Origin of the sequence: Chromobacterium haemolyticum (assembly GCF_002081825.1) — a bacterium.
GTDB classification, from domain to species: domain Bacteria; phylum Pseudomonadota; class Gammaproteobacteria; order Burkholderiales; family Chromobacteriaceae; genus Chromobacterium; species Chromobacterium fluminis.
In genome coordinates, this window is sequence record NZ_MUKU01000001.1 from 46,324 (window position 1) to 61,420 (window position 15,097).

The 15,097-nt window shown below is 62.3% G+C and carries 15 protein-coding genes; 10 read left to right on the forward strand and 5 right to left on the reverse strand.

Annotated elements, in window-relative coordinates:
• The first annotated feature begins 6 nt into the window (after positions 1 to 6).
• The 3 genes from B0T39_RS00255 to B0T39_RS00265 are packed head-to-tail and all read left to right on the forward strand — an operon-like array spanning position 7 to position 3,779.
• On the forward strand, positions 7 to 903 hold the full coding sequence (locus B0T39_RS00255) for an AAA family ATPase (protein WP_081544285.1): 897 nt from the start codon (positions 7 to 9) through the stop codon (positions 901 to 903).
• Positions 887 to 1,855, forward strand: a complete 969-nt coding sequence (locus B0T39_RS00260; RefSeq protein WP_081544286.1) for a DUF58 domain-containing protein — start codon at positions 887 to 889, stop codon at positions 1,853 to 1,855. The genes B0T39_RS00255 and B0T39_RS00260 overlap by 17 nt, the downstream gene beginning before the upstream one ends.
• Entirely contained in the window at positions 1,842 to 3,779 is a 1,938-nt protein-coding gene (locus B0T39_RS00265) for a transglutaminase family protein (RefSeq protein WP_081544287.1), read from the forward strand. The genes B0T39_RS00260 and B0T39_RS00265 overlap by 14 nt, the downstream gene beginning before the upstream one ends.
• A 52-nt stretch (positions 3,780 to 3,831) precedes the next feature.
• Here the strand turns inward: B0T39_RS00265 and rpoS are convergent, their stop codons facing one another.
• The 5 genes from rpoS to nadA form a co-directional block, all read right to left on the reverse strand.
• Positions 3,832 to 4,779 carry an RNA polymerase sigma factor RpoS gene (gene rpoS, locus B0T39_RS00270; RefSeq protein WP_019102885.1) on the reverse strand — a complete coding sequence of 316 codons (948 nt, stop codon included), beginning with the start codon at positions 4,777 to 4,779 and terminating at the stop codon, positions 3,832 to 3,834.
• A 49-nt stretch (positions 4,780 to 4,828) separates the two neighbouring features.
• A complete protein-coding gene (locus B0T39_RS00275; RefSeq protein ID WP_254894455.1) occupies positions 4,829 to 6,088 on the reverse strand; it encodes a peptidoglycan DD-metalloendopeptidase family protein in 1,260 nt (419 codons plus the stop codon).
• The gene (locus B0T39_RS00280) at positions 6,001 to 6,672 is read right to left on the reverse strand and encodes a protein-L-isoaspartate(D-aspartate) O-methyltransferase (protein WP_019102883.1); all 672 of its coding nucleotides are present in this window, start codon (positions 6,670 to 6,672) and stop codon (positions 6,001 to 6,003) included. The genes B0T39_RS00275 and B0T39_RS00280 overlap by 88 nt, the downstream gene beginning before the upstream one ends.
• Positions 6,654 to 7,400 (reverse strand): 5'/3'-nucleotidase SurE, encoded by a 747-nt coding sequence (gene surE, locus B0T39_RS00285; protein ID WP_081544289.1) that lies wholly within the window; start codon positions 7,398 to 7,400, stop codon positions 6,654 to 6,656. Before surE ends, B0T39_RS00280 begins: the two co-directional genes overlap by 19 nt.
• A gap of 130 nt (positions 7,401 to 7,530) precedes the next feature.
• Positions 7,531 to 8,448 carry a quinolinate synthase NadA gene (nadA, locus tag B0T39_RS00290; RefSeq protein WP_081544290.1) on the reverse strand — a complete coding sequence of 306 codons (918 nt, stop codon included), beginning with the start codon at positions 8,446 to 8,448 and terminating at the stop codon, positions 7,531 to 7,533.
• Between the two features lie 188 nt (positions 8,449 to 8,636).
• On the opposite strand from nadA, the gene B0T39_RS00295 reads away from it, so the two are divergent.
• From B0T39_RS00295 to B0T39_RS00325, 7 genes are all read left to right on the forward strand, one after another.
• A complete protein-coding gene (locus B0T39_RS00295; RefSeq protein WP_081544444.1) occupies positions 8,637 to 9,647 on the forward strand; it encodes a cation diffusion facilitator family transporter in 1,011 nt (336 codons plus the stop codon).
• The gene (locus tag B0T39_RS00300; protein ID WP_081544291.1) at positions 9,644 to 12,319 is read left to right on the forward strand and encodes a bifunctional acetate--CoA ligase family protein/GNAT family N-acetyltransferase; all 2,676 of its coding nucleotides are present in this window, start codon (positions 9,644 to 9,646) and stop codon (positions 12,317 to 12,319) included. Before B0T39_RS00295 ends, B0T39_RS00300 begins: the two co-directional genes overlap by 4 nt.
• Positions 12,320 to 12,425: 106 nt before the next feature.
• Positions 12,426 to 12,674: a 30S ribosomal protein S16 gene (gene rpsP / locus B0T39_RS00305; protein WP_019102878.1), complete on the forward strand. Its 249-nt coding sequence runs from the start codon at positions 12,426 to 12,428 to the stop codon at positions 12,672 to 12,674.
• A gap of 35 nt (positions 12,675 to 12,709) precedes the next feature.
• Positions 12,710 to 13,216: a ribosome maturation factor RimM gene (rimM, locus tag B0T39_RS00310; protein ID WP_081544292.1), complete on the forward strand. Its 507-nt coding sequence runs from the start codon at positions 12,710 to 12,712 to the stop codon at positions 13,214 to 13,216.
• Positions 13,216 to 13,983 carry a tRNA (guanosine(37)-N1)-methyltransferase TrmD gene (trmD, locus tag B0T39_RS00315; protein WP_081544293.1) on the forward strand — a complete coding sequence of 256 codons (768 nt, stop codon included), beginning with the start codon at positions 13,216 to 13,218 and terminating at the stop codon, positions 13,981 to 13,983. Before rimM ends, trmD begins: the two co-directional genes overlap by 1 nt.
• 3 nt (positions 13,984 to 13,986) lie before the next feature.
• Positions 13,987 to 14,355 (forward strand): 50S ribosomal protein L19, encoded by a 369-nt coding sequence (gene rplS, locus B0T39_RS00320; protein ID WP_019102875.1) that lies wholly within the window; start codon positions 13,987 to 13,989, stop codon positions 14,353 to 14,355.
• A gap of 91 nt (positions 14,356 to 14,446) precedes the next feature.
• Positions 14,447 to 14,914, forward strand: coding sequence for a methylated-DNA--[protein]-cysteine S-methyltransferase (locus tag B0T39_RS00325; protein ID WP_081544294.1), 468 nt, complete (start codon positions 14,447 to 14,449; stop codon positions 14,912 to 14,914).
• The last annotated feature ends 183 nt before the right edge of the window (positions 14,915 to 15,097 follow it).

The window sequence follows — 15,097 nt, forward strand, 5'->3', positions numbered from 1 at the left end:
GTGCAAATGCAATCTCTCTCCATTGCGTATCGTCAACTGAATCAGCTGATCCTGGGTAAGCCGCAGGCGATCCGCCTGGCCTTGACCTGCCTGATCGCTCGCGGTCATTTGCTGATCGAGGACGTTCCCGGCGTGGGCAAGACCACGCTGGCACACGGCTTGGCCGGGGTGTTGGGCCTGGAGTATCGCCGGGTGCAGTTCACCAGCGATCTGCTGCCCTCGGACATTTTGGGCGTCAATATCTACCAGCGAGATTCCGCCTCCTTCCATTTCCATCAGGGGCCGGTGTTTTCGCAGGTGCTGCTGGCCGATGAGATCAATCGCGCGTCGCCCAAGGTACAGTCCGCCTTGCTGGAGGCGATGGAAGAGCGCCAGGTTTCGGTCGATGGCGCTACCTATCCCTTGCCCGAGCCCTTCTTCGTCATCGCCACCCAGAACCCGGCGGAACAAGCCGGCACCTTCCCTTTGCCGGAATCGCAACAGGACCGCTTCCTGATGCGCATTTCTTTGGGCTATCCGCCGCGCGAGGCCGAACTGGCCTTGCTGCAAGGCGAAGACCGCCGTCAGTTACTGGCTAAGCTGGTGCCGGCCCTGCGCCCCGGCGACTTGATTGCGCTGCAGCGCCAGGCCGCAGAGCTGACCGTCAGTCCGGCCTTGGCCGGCTATGTGCTGGCCTTGGTCGAAGCCACGCGTCGGGACAGCCGCTTCGCCTCGGGGCTGAGTCCGCGCGCCGGTTTGGCGCTGGCGGCGGCGGCGCGCGCCTGGGCTTTGCTGGAAGGGCGCGATCACGTGTTGCCGGAGGACGTGAAAGCGGTTTTCCCCAGCGTGGCCGGCCATCGCCTGCTCGGCGGCAACGGCGGCGACGCCGCCAGCGGCCTGCTCGCCCATGTTCCCATTCCTTGATCCGCGTCGCCGTCTGCGGCAATGGATGTTGCGCCGCGCGACGCCGCAGCCGCATTGCCGGCTGGAGCAAAACCGCATCTATTTGCTGCCCACCCGTTTCGGCTTGACGCTGGGCCTGGTGGCGCTGGCGGTATGGATAGGCGCATTGAACTACGACGTCAGCCTGGCCTACGCCCTATCGTTTTGGGTGGCCGGCTTGCTGTTGGTGGCGGTGCTGCTGGCTTACCGGCAATTGGCCGGTCTGCAGCTGCGCGCGCTGGACGCGGAGCCGGTCTTCGCCGGCGACGCCGCGCGCTTCCGCGTGTTGCTGCGGCATGAGGACGGAGGCGAGCGTCAACTGAGCTTGGCGCTTGAGGACGGCGTGGAGACCCGGATTGAACGGCTGCCCGGCGGTGCGGAGTTCGAGGTGGGACTGAGTGTTTGTGGCAGCCGGCGCGGTTATATGGCTTTGCCGGCCTGTCAGATCTGGAGCGAGGCGCCGTTCGGCCTGGTGCGCGCCAGCACTTGGGTCAGGCTGAGTGCCCAGGTGCTGCTGTTTCCCGCGCCCTTGCTGGACGGCCAGCGCGGCCGCAACCTGGGCGGCGGCGATCAGCCCTGTGATCAGCCGGGCGAGGAAGAGGACTTTTCTCATCTGGACGCGTATCGAGTCGGGGATTCGCCGCGCCGCATCGCCTGGAAAGTGCTGGCGCGCCGAGGCGCGCTGGTCAGCAAGCAATTTGCAGGGGAAGGACGCGCCGGCTTGCTGGCCTTGGACTGGCAGGATTACGGCCGAGGCGGCGACGTGGAGCTCAAGCTGTCGCGTTTGGCTTGGCGCGTCGAGCAGTGCGAGCGTCTGCGCCAACCTTATGTGCTGAAGCTGCCGACACGCAGCGTGGGCCCCCAGCCGCAACAGCGTTTATTAGCGCTGACGGCCCTGGCCTTGTATCTGGAGCTCGGCGATGAGCGTCCCTGATCGCGGCAGGGTGTGGCCGGTGTTGGCGGCGGTAGCCCTGAGCGCCGCGCCGCTATGGTTGCATCTGCCGTTCTGGCTGGTCGCCTTGGCCTTTGCCTTGTTGCTGGGCAAGGCGGTCTTGGTCTGGCGGCGCAGAGCGCCTCCGGCGTTCTGGTGGCTGTTGCCGCCCTTGCTCTTGGCCGCCTGGCTGTCCTGGCGCACGCTCGGCACTTTGGTGGGGCGCGAGGGCGGCGTCGGCATTTTGCTGCTTCTGTTGGGCTTCAAGGCGCAGGAGTGCTCTCAACTTCGGGATTGGCGGGTGTTGATCGCCCTGGGGGTGTTTCTGGCCGCCATGCCCTTGCTGTTTGACCAGTCGCCGTTGGCGGCGGCCTGGCTGGCTCTGAGCCTGTTGGCGCTGACTGGAGCGATGGCGGCGCTGGAGGGGGCGCCGTGGCGAGGCAGTCTGCGCTCGGCCGCGTCGGCCCTAGGCCTGGCGCTGCCCTTGATGCTGGTCTTGTTCGTGGTCATGCCGCGGCTGTCCGGCCCGCTGTGGAGCATGCCCAGCGAACCGGGCAGACAGGCGGTCAGCGGCCTGGGCGATAGTTTGGCGCCGGGCAGCGTCAGTCAGCTGATTCTGAGCCGGGAGCCGGCGTTTTCCGTCGTGTTTCCGCTGCGGCCGCCGCCGCGGGCGCAGATGTACTGGCGGGTCTTGTTGCTGGATCGCTTCGACGGCAGCCGCTGGAGCGGCGGTGAGGCGAGAGGCGCGGCGGCGGAGGGCGTCAGCGGCGGAGAGGCGGTGGAGTACGCGATCACGCTGGAGCCGGACAAGGGGCGCTTGCCGGCGCTGGATGTGCCGCAGCCGGGCGAGGGCGCGTCAAGTTTGCGATACGGCATGGTGTTGCGCGGAGACGGCAAGGACAGAAGGATGCAGCGCTTTTACGCCGTCAGCCGCTTAGGCGCGCGCTACCAGGCGGTTTTGTCCGACGCCGAGCGCGCATTTTACCTGCGCTTGCCGCCCGGCAATTCCCGAGCGCGCGCTTGGGCGAGAGGATTGGCGGCGAGCGGGGAGGGCGCTTTCGTGCAGGCGGCCTTGCAGGCGTTTCGAAGCCAGGGCTTTCGCTACACGCTGAATCCGCCCTTGTTGGACCAGCAAGACGAGATCGATCAATTCCTGTTTTCCAGCCGGCAAGGGTTTTGCGAGCATTACGCGTCGGCATTGGCGTTTCTGGCGCGCGCCGCCGGCATGCCGGCGCGGATTGTCGTCGGTTATCAGGGCGGCGAATACAACCCGGTGGGGCGTTTCTGGCAAGTGAAATCGTCTGACGCGCACGCTTGGGTCGAAATTTGGCTGGCGGAGAGCCGGCAATGGCTGCGCGTCGATCCCACTGGCGCGGTGGCGCCGCTGCGTCTGGCGGACGGCGCGGAACAAAGCGTGCCGGCGTTGAGGGAGCGCGGGATGGCGGGTTTGCCGCCTGCCTGGTTGCGCAATCTGCGTCAAAACTGGCAGGCTGCGGGCTTCGCCTGGCAGCAATGGGTGGTGGGCTACGACGCCGCTCGGCAGCGTAATGTGTTTCAACGCTTGGGGCTGGGAGAGAGCGTGAGCGCGTGCAGCGTATTGCAGGCTTTGTTTGTTGGTGTCTTGCTGGCGAGTTTGCCGCTGGCTTGGTGGTGGCGACGGGGCCGCGGACGGGAAGAGCCGATGGCGCGGGGCTGGCGGCTGTTGTTGGAGCAACTGCGTCGGCGGCGGATAGAGGCCAGTTCTTGCGATGGTCCTTTGGAGCTGTTGCGTCGCGCCAAGCTCGGTTTGGCGGATGCGGAATACCGACAGTTGAAGGCGCTGGTGCATGATTACGTGGCCTTGCGCTATCGCTCGCGCGCCGTAGACGCCGCTCGGCAGCGGGACTGGCTGCGCCGCTGCCGCCGTTTTCGTCTGGCTCGAAAATGACGAAGCCCCCGGGGAGCCGGGGGCTGCTGGCGGCGACGGAAGCTGTCGCGCGCTACAACAGAAAGTCCTTGGAGATGCCCTTGCGGCGCAGGATGCGACGTAGTTGTTCCAGGCCTTCAATCTGGATCTGGCGCACGCGTTCGCGGGTCAGACTCAGTGCGGCGGCCAACTCCTCCAGCGTGCAGATCTCGTAGCCGTTGAGGCCGTAACGGCGCTCGATCACCAGTTTTTGCTTCTCGTTCAGCTGGCCCAGCCATTCATGGACGAAGTGCTCCAACTGGCTGTTGTGCAACTGGATTTCTGGCTCGTCATGCTGCTCGTCTGGGATGGATTCACCGATCGACAGCATTGGGTCGATGTCCAGCGGCGCATCCAGCGAGGCCATGCGCTCGTTGAGGTTCATCACCTTGCGCACATCGTCCACCGGCTTGCCCACCAGATGGGCGATTTCATCCAGAGTCGGCTCGCGGCCAATCTGGCTTTCCAGGTGGCGCGAAGCGCGCAGATAAACGTTGAGCTCCTTGATCACGTGCACCGGCAAGCGGATGGTGCGAGATTGATTCATGATGGCGCGCTCTATGCTCTGGCGTATCCACCAGGTGGCATAGGTGGAGAAGCGGAAGCCGCGCTCCGGATCGAACTTTTCCAGCGCGTGCATCAGACCGATATTGCCTTCCTCGATCAGATCCAACAGCGCCAGGCCGCGGTTGATGTAATGCTTGGCGATGTTCACCACCAGCCGCAGATTGTGTTCGATCATCTTTTGCCGCGCTTCGAACTCGCCGGCCACCACGCGGCGGGCCAGAGCCAGTTCTTCCTGCGGCGTCAACAGAGCGTTGTTGCCGATATCGTTGAGGTAGATTTGGGTGACGTCGGCAACTTCTTCGTATACCGGCTGCGCTTCGCCGACTTCCTCTGCCTCCACTTCGGCAACGGCTTCCTCATTGCTTTCCTCGTCGAGAATTTCTTGCTCTTCGAGAATGTCGAGTTCGCTACTCATGTTCTACCCCCGTCTCTTTCTGATCCTGGACGGGGGCCCCGGCCGCCCGTCAGGACTTATGGTCAAGGTACTGCATCGGATCCACCGGTTTGCCGAGGCGGCGGATTTCAAAGTGCAGTTTCACTTGGTCGGCGTCGGAATTGCCCATTTCGGCAATCTTCTGCCCTCGCTTGACAGACTGGCCCTCCTTTACGAGCAACTGGCTATTGTGGGCGTAGGCCGACAGGAAGGATTTATTGTGCTTGATGATGATCAGCTTGCCGTAGCCTCGAAGGCCGGTGCCGCTGTACACCACTTTGCCGTCTCCCGCCGCCAACACCGGCTGGCCGCTACGGCCGCTGATGTCTATGCCCTTGCTGCTATCGGAATATCCCCGAATCATCTTGCCTTCGGTCGGCCACAGCCACGGCACCGCGTCTTCGTCCGCTTTCGCCGCGGGCTTGCTGGCCTCTGGCTTGCTGGACGGCGTCGCCGCCGGGGCTTCGACCTTGGCCGGAGCGCTTGCCGCCGCCGGCGCGCCGGCGGAGCTGATCGGGGCTTGAGCGTTCTTGTTGTTGCCCGGTCCTCCCTCGCTCTGGGCGGACAGGGTTTTTGCTGCTTCTGCGCTGTAAGGCAGTTTCAGGGCTTTGGGGTAGGCCTTGACACCGCCAGCTTGGACAGTTGCGTTTTCCATCGGAGCGCTTGACTGGGCCGGAGCGGCAACCGTCGTCGGCTGGCCGGCGCTGGCCGCCGGGGAGGCGTCTCCGCCGGGCGGGGTCAAGCGCAGCAATTGTCCTACTTTGATATTGTTGTCCGGCAGGTTGTTCCAGGCCGCGACATCCTTGTATTTCAGGCCGTTGTTCAGAGAGATGCGGAACAGGTTTTCCCCCGGCTGAACCACATGGGTCTTTTCTCTTGTTGTTGCGCCCGCCGCCGAGGCAGTGCCTATCGGCGCGGCGGCCACTCCTCCGTTATCCTGGTACGGTATTGTCACCGCCGCACTATTGCCGGCTGTCGCGACGGGCGCCGAAGGCGGTGCGTTGCGAGCGGCGGCAGGCGTTGCGCTTTCCACGGGGGCAGGCTGCTGGACGATGCTGCTGCATCCGCTCAGAGCGATGCCGATCGAGGCCGTGAATATATATGCATAGCTGCAATGCATTTTTAGCATACTTTTGTTTTTTATAGTCTGTTTAAGTGATTTGATAAATTGTCGGACAAAGAAACTGTTGTGTTTTTGCAGTTTTAACTGCGTCCGGCAAGCAAGGGTACGAATTTCACCGGGTCCAGCCGGCTTTTTTGCAGGCCTTGCGCGGTTTTCTCTATCAGCCACAAGTACTGTTCCTCTTCGCCTATCGGCATGATCATGCGGCCGCCGTCGTTGAGTTGTTCGACCAGGGCCTGGGGAATGTTGCGCGCGGCGGCGGTCATGATGATGCCGTCGAAGGGCGCAGCCTCGGCCAGGCCGAAGTGGCCGTCGCCGTGAACCAGGCGGGCGTGCACCAGCTTGGCGGCGCGCAAATTGCGTCTGGCTTTGTCAAGAATGACGCCCAAGCGTTCAATGGAGTAGACCTCGGCGCCGGTCTTCAGCAGCACCGCGGTCTGGTAGCCGCAGCCGGTGCCGATCTCCAGAACCTTGCCCGGTTTCTTGCCATTCAACAGGATTTCCGTCATCCGCGCCACGGTGAAGGGCTGAGATATGGTCTGGCCGTGGCCTATGGGCAGCGACACGTCGTCATAGGCGCGGGTGGCCAGCGCCTGGTCTACAAACAGGTGACGCGGCACGTCCGACATCGCGGTCAGCACGCGTTCGTCGGCCACGCCGTTTTGGCGCAATCGCTCGACCATGCGGCGTCGGGTGCGGTCGGAAAGCATGCCGTAGGCCGGCTGGCCCGGCGTCAGCTGTGGTGTAGCCATGTTTTGATTCCGTCTAGTTGGCCATAGGCGGTTAAATCCAGCATCAGCGGCGTCACTGAAATATCGTTGTTGGCCAGCGCGCCGAAGTCCGTGCCCACGCCGGCGTCCTGCACATTGCCGACCGGTCCTACCCAGTATATCGTCTCGCCGCGCGGATTCTGAGACTTGATCACCGGCTGCGCGCAGTGACGGCGGCCCAGGCGGGTGACGGTCAATTGACCCAGCGCTTCGGGGGCGATGTCGGGCACATTGACGTTGAGCAGCACCGGCTCGCGGAAGGGGTTGCGCTTGCAGCGTTCCACCAGTTGATCGACGACCAGACCGGCGCTGGCGAAGTGCTGGCCGCTATAACCGGCCAGCGACACCGCGATGGAGGGAATGCCCAGCATGAAGCCTTCGGTGGCGGCGGCCACGGTGCCGGAGTACAAGGTGTCGTCGCCCATATTGGGGCCGTGGTTGATGCCGCTGAACACCATGTCCGGTTTAAAGTCCAGCATGCCGGTCACGGCGAGGTGCACGCAGTCGGTGGGGGTGCCGTTGACGTAGTGAAAGCCGTTGGCGGCCTTGCGCACGGTCAAGGGGCGATCCAGGGTCAGGGAGTTGCTGGCGCCGCTGCGGTCCCGCTCCGGCGCGACAATGACGACCTCGCCGTGGCGGGACAGGGTTTGCGCCAGCATGGCCAGTCCCGGAGCGAAATAACCGTCGTCGTTGCTGATGAGAAACTTCATGCTGTCTTTCTATTGTTCTTGCCGGCAAAGGTGGCCCGGCTGATTGTATCGCTCCAACGATGACGCGGAAAAGTCCGGCGTGGAAGACCGACAAACAAAACCCGCCGGTGGGCGGGTTGGGGATGGCGGCTCAGGCGTAATAACGCTGGCTGAATTCCAACATGCGCTCGATCGGCAGCCGCGCCGCGTCCATTTGTTCCCGGCTGAGGTAGTCGATGCGCAAGCCCACGCCCCGTTGTGCGCGCTTGACCGCTTCGATGGTGTTCATCTTCATGTACGGACAGGAGTTGCATTGGCAGCCGGCGTAGATCGGCGCCTGGCGCAGGTCCAGATCCGGGCGGGCCAGACCCATGTTGTAGAGGATGCCATCTTCGGTGGCGACGAAGATCACCGCGTCCGGGCTGCCGGAGAACTGCTTGACCCAGTTGAGCATGCCGGAGGTGGAGCCTACGTAGTCGGCCTTCTTGAGCACCGGCAGCGGGCTTTCCGGGTGGGCGATCAGGTATTTTTCCGAGCCGGCGACCGCGAAGGCCTCGTCCAGAGCCGCTTCGTTGAATTTGTCGTGCACTTCGCACACCGCAGACCACAGCGGCATGTCATAGCCGTACTGGTAGTTGAGGTAGCCGCCCATATTGCGGTCCGGCGAGAAGATTACTTTTTTGCCTTCGGCGTACAGGTGGGCAATGATGTCGTCGACATTGCGGCTGGTGACGATCCAGTCGGACAACGCTTTGTGCTCGGCGCTGGAGTTGATGTAGGACACGTGTACGTGGTCCGGATGCTGCTTGCGCCATTTGGCCAAGGCGGCCACGTCGGTCTGAGTCACCAGAGAACAGGTGGAGCCCGCGTCGGGCAGAATCACTTCCGCCTGGGGGTTGAGGATTTTCGCGGTTTCCGCCATGAAGCGCACGCCGGCAAAAACGATGATGTCGGCATTGGCTTCCTTGGCGTACAAAGAAAGCTCCAGGCTGTCGCCAACCTTGTCGGCCATTTTCTGGATTTCAGGCTGGGTATAGTAATGAGCAAGCGTGACGACGCGTTTCGTCATGATGGATCGACTCCCGCCGCCATCCGGCCTCTGATGGAATCAGGAGCGTGGGCGACTTTGTGCGGTGCAGTAAAGAGCTATTGCTAAACAGTAAAGATTAACAATATTGTAGTGTCCGCGCCAGTCCATTCTTGTTAGGCGCTTGCGGTGGAGCGGAACGAGATGGATTCGGCTTGCCGGAGGTCAATATGACGTCAAGGTTCAGTCTGCATGATGATGGCTCGGCGGGCGGCGAGCACGACGACGAGCACGATTACAATCATCCGCATCGTCATCCCCATGGCGGGGTGACGGGCGCGGCGGCGCGCGCCGCCAGCATGCGCGCTTTGCGTTGGGTGGCGCTGCTGACGATAGGGTTTGCCTGCGTGGAGGCGGCGGGCGGCTGGGCGACGGGATCGCTGGCCTTGTTGTCCGACGCCGGCCACATGCTGACCGACTCCATCTCGCTGCTGCTGGCCTTGTGGGTTGCGCATATAGGCCGCCGTCCGGCGGACGAATCGCATTCTTTCGGCCACGGCCGGGCGGAGGTGATCGGCGCGTTTCTGAACAGCTTGTTCATGTTCGGCGTCATCGTCTTCATTGCGGTGGAGGCGGTGCGGCGTTTGCTGGAGCCGCATGCGGTCAACGGTCTGGGAGTAATGGGCATCGCGGTGGCGGGCTTGATGGTGAATGTGCTGGCCGCGTGGATCCTGAGCCGCGGAGCGCACAGCCTGAACAGCAAGGCGGCGCTGCTGCACGTAATGGGAGATTTGCTGGGCTCTCTGGCCGCGATCGCGGCCGGGGCCATTGTGTTTTGGACAGGCTGGACGCCGGCGGACCCGATCTTGTCCATGCTGGTGGCCTGCCTGATCCTGTCGTCGACTTGGCGGCTGTTGCGCAAGTCCTTGGCGGTGTTGATGGAAGAGGTGCCGGCGGAGCTGGATTTCAACCGCATCGGCCGCGCCTTGGGCGGCATCGCCGGGGTGAGGTCGGTGCATGATCTGCACATTTGGACCATGGCTGCCGACCGCGTGGCTTTGTCGGCGCATTTGCAGGTGAGCGCGCCACAGGATTGGCCGCGCATCCTGGTTGCCTGTCAACGCATGCTGTCGCGCGAGTTCGGCATTGATCATGTGACTTTGCAAGCGGAGTGGCCCTTGCCGCCGCCGGCGGGGAAAACCGTGCCGGTTACCATTATTTCCGAGGATAAGCATCAATGAGGCCCCATTACCTGACACCGTTGTTTTCGCCTCGCAGCGTTGCCGTGATCGGCGCCAGCGACACGCCGGGCTCGATCGGGCAGGCGGTGTTCGCCAATCTGCTGGCGGGCAACTTCCAGGGCAAGTTGTTTCCGGTCAACCTCAACCACAAGGTGGTGGCCGGGGTGCCCGCGGTGGCTTCGGTGCGCCAGATCAGCGAGTCCGTGGACCTGGCGGTAGTGGTGACCGCCACTCGCACTTTGCCGGCGATCATGAAGGATTGCGGCAAGAAGGGCATCAAGGCGGTGCTGCTGGCCAAGGAGTTCGCGGACAGCGAGCAGCTGGAACGGGAGATCATCAACGAGACGCTGTCGATTAGCCGCCATTTCGGCATCCGCATCCTGGGACCCAACGTACTAGGCTTAATGCGACCGGTGGCCGGCTTCAACGCCAGCAATTACACCAGCAAGGTGAGGCCGGGCAATTTGGCGCTGGTGTCGCAGTCGTCGGCGCTGTGCACGGCGATGCTGGATTGGGCGGACAGCAAGGGGATTGGTTTTTCCAGCGTGATTTCGGTGGGCAACGCCTTGGACGTCGGCTTCGGCGAAATTCTGGATTACCTGGTGGCGGACAACTTTACTCAAGGCATTCTGTTGCATGTCCACCACATCCACGATGCGCGCCGTTTCATGTCGGCTTTGCGCGCCGCGGCGCGGACCAAGCCGGTGGTGGTGATTAAGTCCGGCCGTTACGAAGACGCGGTGACCGGGGTTACGCACTCAAGCAATCTGGTGGAAAGCGGCGACGTGTTCGACGCCGCTCTGGCGCGCGCCGGCGTGCTGCGCGTGGACACCATTGCCCAGTTGTTCACCGCCGCCAAGGTGCTTGCCGCCAACTACCGGGTGGGCGGCAAGCGGCTGGCCATCGTCACCAACGGCATCGGCCCCGGCGTGCTGGCCGCGGACAGCGCCTATTCCAACCGGGTGGAGCTGGCCAAGCTTTCCGACGCCACCATGGAATTGCTCAACGGCGTCTTGCCGCGCAATTGGTCGCGAGGCAATCCACTGGACATCATCGGCGATGCCAGTCCGTCGCGTTTTCGCACCGCGGTGAAGGCCTGTCTGGACGATCCCAATGTGGATGGCGTGATGGTGGTGTTCACTCCGCAGGCCGGGACCGATCACCTGACTACCGCGCAGCTGATGATCGGCTTGCAGCGCGAATCTAGCAAACCGTTGTTTTTGTCCTGGTTGGGCGACGCCAAGGTGTCGGAAAGCCGCGAGCTGTTTTCCAAGGCCAAATGCGCGCACTTTCGCGCGCCGGAGTACGGCATCGAAGTATTCCGCAATCTGGCGGCTTATCAGCGCAACCAGCAGTTGCTGTTGCAGACGCCGGGGCCGCTGGAAGGCAAGCGCGCGGACCCTGATGTGGCCAAGGCGCGCAAGGTCATTGCCGCCGCGGTGAAGGACGGGCGGGATATCTTGTCCGAACGGGAGTCCAAGGAAGTGCTGGCCGCTTTCCAGATTCCGGTCAATCCCACCCGGCTGGCGCGTACCGCCAACGAGGCGGTCAAGCAGGCCGACAAGATTGGTTACCCTGTGGTGCTGAAGATTGATTCGCCGGACATTATTTATAAGTCCGATGTTGGCGGCGTGGAGCTGAACATCAGCAACGAGGCGACGCTGCGCGAAGCGTTCGACGCCATCATCAGCCGCACGCGGCAGGCAAGGCCGGAGGCGCGCATCGACGGGGTATCGGTGCAGCCGATGCGCAAGCGCCGCTTCGCCCGCGAAGTGATGGTGGGCGTTACCCACGACGAGGCTTTTGGTCCGGTGATCACTTTCGGCGCCGGGGGCATCGCGGTGGAAGTGATGCACGACCGTGCGTTGTCGCTGCCGCCGCTCAACGGTTATTTAGTGGCCAACATGATCCGCCATACCCGCATAGGCCAATTGCTGGGGGCGTTCAAGAATCTGCCGGCGGTGGATCAGGACGAGTTGGAGGATGTGCTGCTGCATGTGTCGGAAATGGTGTGCGAACTGCCGGAACTGCGCGAGATGGACATCAATCCGTTGGTGGCCGACGAGCAGGGGGTGATCGCGCTGGACGCCCGCATCATCGTGCGGCCGCGACGGCCGGATTTGAAGCGCTACGGCCATATGGCGATCATGCCTTATCCCAGCCACATGGTGGTGTGCGCCAAACTGAACGACGGCACCAACGTAATGGTGCGGCCGGTGCGGCCGGAAGATGCGGATATGCAACAGGAGTTCGTGCGCAATCTGTCCGAGGAAAGCCGTTACAACCGCTACCTGTCCAGCATCAAGCAATTGTCGCAAAGTATGTTGGTGCGCTTCACCCAGCTGGATTACGACCGTGAAATGGCGTTGGCGATGACGCGGGAGCATAAGGACGGCGAGGAAATGCTGGCGGTGGCGCGCTTCATCACCGATCCGGACAACGAAGGCTGCGAGTTCGCGTTGGAAGTGGCCGACCGTTGGCAGGGCAAGGGCATAGGCTATCTATTGATGAGCGCCTTGTTCGACGCGGCGCGAGAGCAGGGCCTGAAAGTGATGCGCGGCGAGGTGTTGGCCGGCAACAAGGGCATGTTGAAACTGATGCACAAGCTGGGTTTTTCCGTGGAGCCGCACCCGGAAGACCGGGCCCTGACCATGGTGTCCAAGAGCTTGTAGCGGCGGGCTTGACAGCCGTCTTGCATTAAGCGCTTGCAAGATAAGGGAAAACTGACCTAAAATCGTGGGCTTTTCTCATACCGTTTTTATTCAAGGACAATCGACAATGGTAGTGATTCGTCTGGCACGTGGCGGCGCCAAGAACCGTCCGTTCTACAACATCGTGGTGACCGATTCCCGTAACCGTCGTGACGGTCGCTTCATCGAGCGCGTTGGCTTCTACAACCCGGTTGCCAACGAGAAGCAAGAGCGCGTCCGTTTCACCATGGACCGCCTGAACCACTGGGTAGGCGTTGGCGCTCAAGTTTCCGACGCCGTTGCCAAGCTGCTGAAAGAGCAGAAGGCCGCTGCCTAAGCGTTCGTTGACACATCAACTGACGGACTAGGCGCATGCGCAGCGAAGATCTCGTAGTGATGGGGTTTGTGCGTGGCGCCTTTGGTGTCAAGGGCTGGCTAAAAGTCCAGGCCGACACCGAATACGCTGACGGTCTGTTCGACTACCCGGTCTGGTGGCTGGGCAAGGAGAACGACTGGAAGCCGTACACATTTGAAAACGGCGCTCTCCAGCCCAAGGCGCTTGCCGCCAAGCTGGAAGGCGTGGAAGACCGAGACGCGGCCGAAGCCTTGCGCGGCATGAAGATCGCTGTGCCGCGCGCAGAGTTGCCGGCCGCTGAAGAAGGCGAATACTACTGGGCTGATCTGATCGGCCTGGAAGTCGTCAATCAGCAAGGCGAAGTGCTGGGCAAAGTCAGTGAATTGATGGAAACCGGCGCCCACGATCTGTTGGTAGTGCAGGGTGCGGACGCTCAGCGCATGATTCCCTTCGTGGATCAGTATGTGCTGGAAGTCCAGCTTGCCGAAGGCAAGATCCAGGTGGATTGGGGTCTGGACTACTGATGCAGATCGACGCGGTAACGCTGTTTCCGGAGATGTTCGATTCCATCGCCCGCTTTGGCGTTAGCCAGCGGGCGCTTGATTTGGGCATTTGGGGTTTTCAGGCTTGGAATCCTCGTGATTTCACGCACGACAACTACCGCCGGGTTGACGACCGGCCTTATGGCGGCGGCCCCGGCATGGTGATGCAGATTGAGCCATTGGCGCAGTCGATCGCTGCGGCCAGGGTGAGGCAGGCGCAAGCCGGAGCCGAGCGCAGCCATGTGATTTATCTTTCACCGCAAGGCCGTCCGCTGACGCATGAGAAGGCGGCGGAGCTGTCGCAACGAGCGGGTTTGATCCTGCTGTGCGGCCGCTACGAGGGCGTGGATGAAAGATTGATCCAGCGCGAGGTCGACGAGGAGATTTCCATCGGCGACTACGTTTTGTCCGGCGGCGAGCTGCCGGCCATGGTGTTGATGGATGCGGTGGTGCGTTTGCTGCCAGGCGTCCTGAACGACGCGCAGTCGGCTTACGAAGATTCATTTGTGGACGGGCTTCTTGATTGTCCGCACTATACCCGACCCGAAGACTATCAGGGCATGCGGGTGCCGGATGTGTTGTTGTCCGGTAATCATGCGCTGATCGCTAAATGGCGGCTGAAACAGGCGCTGGGCAGGACGATGCAACGTCGCCCGGATTTGCTGCAAGGCCGTATTTTGACAAAACAGGAATCTCGGCTGCTGGCGGAGTACCAGCAGGAACAAGATCTCCAGAAAAACCAGGAGTAAATCATGGATCTGATCCAGAAACTCGAGCAAGAAGAAATCGCCCGCCTGGGCAAAACCCTGCCGGAATTCGCCCCGGGCGACACTATCGTCGTTCAGGTGAAGGTTAAGGAAGGCAACCGCGAACGTCTGCAGGCTTACGAAGGCGTGGTTATCGCCAAGAAAAACGCTGGCCTGAACAGCGCTTTCACCGTGCGCAAGATGTCCGCCGGCGAAGGCGTAGAGCGTACTTTCCAAACCTACTCCCCGCTGGTGGCTTCCGTTGAAGTGAAGCGCCGCGGCGACGTGCGTCGCGCCAAGCTGTACTACCTGCGCGGCCGTACCGGCAAATCCGCACGCATCAAGGAAAAACTGCCGGCTCGCAAGCAAGGCTAAGCCTTGTCGAGTCAGGCTTAGGCTTGATGACGGTTCAAAGCGCAAGGCGATGCCTTGCGCTTTTTTATTATCGGGGCGTCGGAGGCGGAAAATGGAATACAGTGCGGTAATCGACGCGCCGTTCGGGCAGATGGGCATCTTGTGTCTCGACGGCGCGCTGGTGAATCTGGAGTTCCTGGCCGAGCGGCAAGCTCTCAGGCCGCCGACGCCGCGCAGCCTGGAGCAAGAGGTGGCGGAGCAGCTGCGCGCTTATTTCGTCGATCCGCGTTTCGGCTTCAGCCTGCCCTATCGTTTGCGGGGCAGCGAGCACCAGCTGCGCGTTTGGGGCGAGATAGAGCGGATTCCTTGCGGGCAGATGACGCGCTACCAGGATATCGCCACGGCGCTGGGTTCATCGGCGCGGGCGGTGGGCAATGCCTGCGGGCGCAATCCGGTGCCCATCATCGTGCCTTGCCACCGCGTGGTGGCGCGCAATAGCCTGGGCGGCTTCAATCGCTCATTGGGCCGGGAAACCGTCGACATCAAGCAGTGGCTGTTGGCCCATGAATTTGGATGTTGATCAGCGGTGAGGTGGGCGCAAGACGGATGTTTTGCGCTTTTTGGCGCGTCGCCCTGAATGTTTTCCGCTAGGCCCGGCTCGCGCTTGATGAAGAGACAGAGCTTGCGAGGGAATGTTTTGCCGGCGAGGCGGACAAAGACTGAAGATTATTCAGGATGGGTGTTCCGCGCGGGCGGCTTGACG

Excerpts from the sequence above, each read along its gene's own strand:
- B0T39_RS00255 (WP_081544285.1), top strand. The coding sequence starts at position 7 with ATGCAATCTCTCTCCATTGCGTATCGTCAACTGAATCAGCTGATCCTG.
- B0T39_RS00260 (WP_081544286.1), top strand. The coding sequence starts at position 887 with ATGTTCCCATTCCTTGATCCGCGTCGCCGTCTGCGGCAATGGATGTTG.
- B0T39_RS00265 (WP_081544287.1), top strand. The coding sequence starts at position 1,842 with ATGAGCGTCCCTGATCGCGGCAGGGTGTGGCCGGTGTTGGCGGCGGTA.
- rpoS (WP_019102885.1), bottom strand. The coding sequence starts at position 4,779 with ATGAGTAGCGAACTCGACATTCTCGAAGAGCAAGAAATTCTCGACGAG.
- B0T39_RS00280 (WP_019102883.1), bottom strand. The coding sequence starts at position 6,672 with ATGGCTACACCACAGCTGACGCCGGGCCAGCCGGCCTACGGCATGCTT.
- surE (WP_081544289.1), bottom strand. The coding sequence starts at position 7,400 with ATGAAGTTTCTCATCAGCAACGACGACGGTTATTTCGCTCCGGGACTG.
- nadA (WP_081544290.1), bottom strand. The coding sequence starts at position 8,448 with ATGACGAAACGCGTCGTCACGCTTGCTCATTACTATACCCAGCCTGAA.
- B0T39_RS00295 (WP_081544444.1), top strand. The coding sequence starts at position 8,637 with ATGACGTCAAGGTTCAGTCTGCATGATGATGGCTCGGCGGGCGGCGAG.
- B0T39_RS00300 (WP_081544291.1), top strand. The coding sequence starts at position 9,644 with ATGAGGCCCCATTACCTGACACCGTTGTTTTCGCCTCGCAGCGTTGCC.
- rpsP (WP_019102878.1), top strand. The coding sequence starts at position 12,426 with ATGGTAGTGATTCGTCTGGCACGTGGCGGCGCCAAGAACCGTCCGTTC.
- rimM (WP_081544292.1), top strand. The coding sequence starts at position 12,710 with ATGCGCAGCGAAGATCTCGTAGTGATGGGGTTTGTGCGTGGCGCCTTT.
- trmD (WP_081544293.1), top strand. The coding sequence starts at position 13,216 with ATGCAGATCGACGCGGTAACGCTGTTTCCGGAGATGTTCGATTCCATC.
- rplS (WP_019102875.1), top strand. The coding sequence starts at position 13,987 with ATGGATCTGATCCAGAAACTCGAGCAAGAAGAAATCGCCCGCCTGGGC.
- B0T39_RS00325 (WP_081544294.1), top strand. The coding sequence starts at position 14,447 with ATGGAATACAGTGCGGTAATCGACGCGCCGTTCGGGCAGATGGGCATC.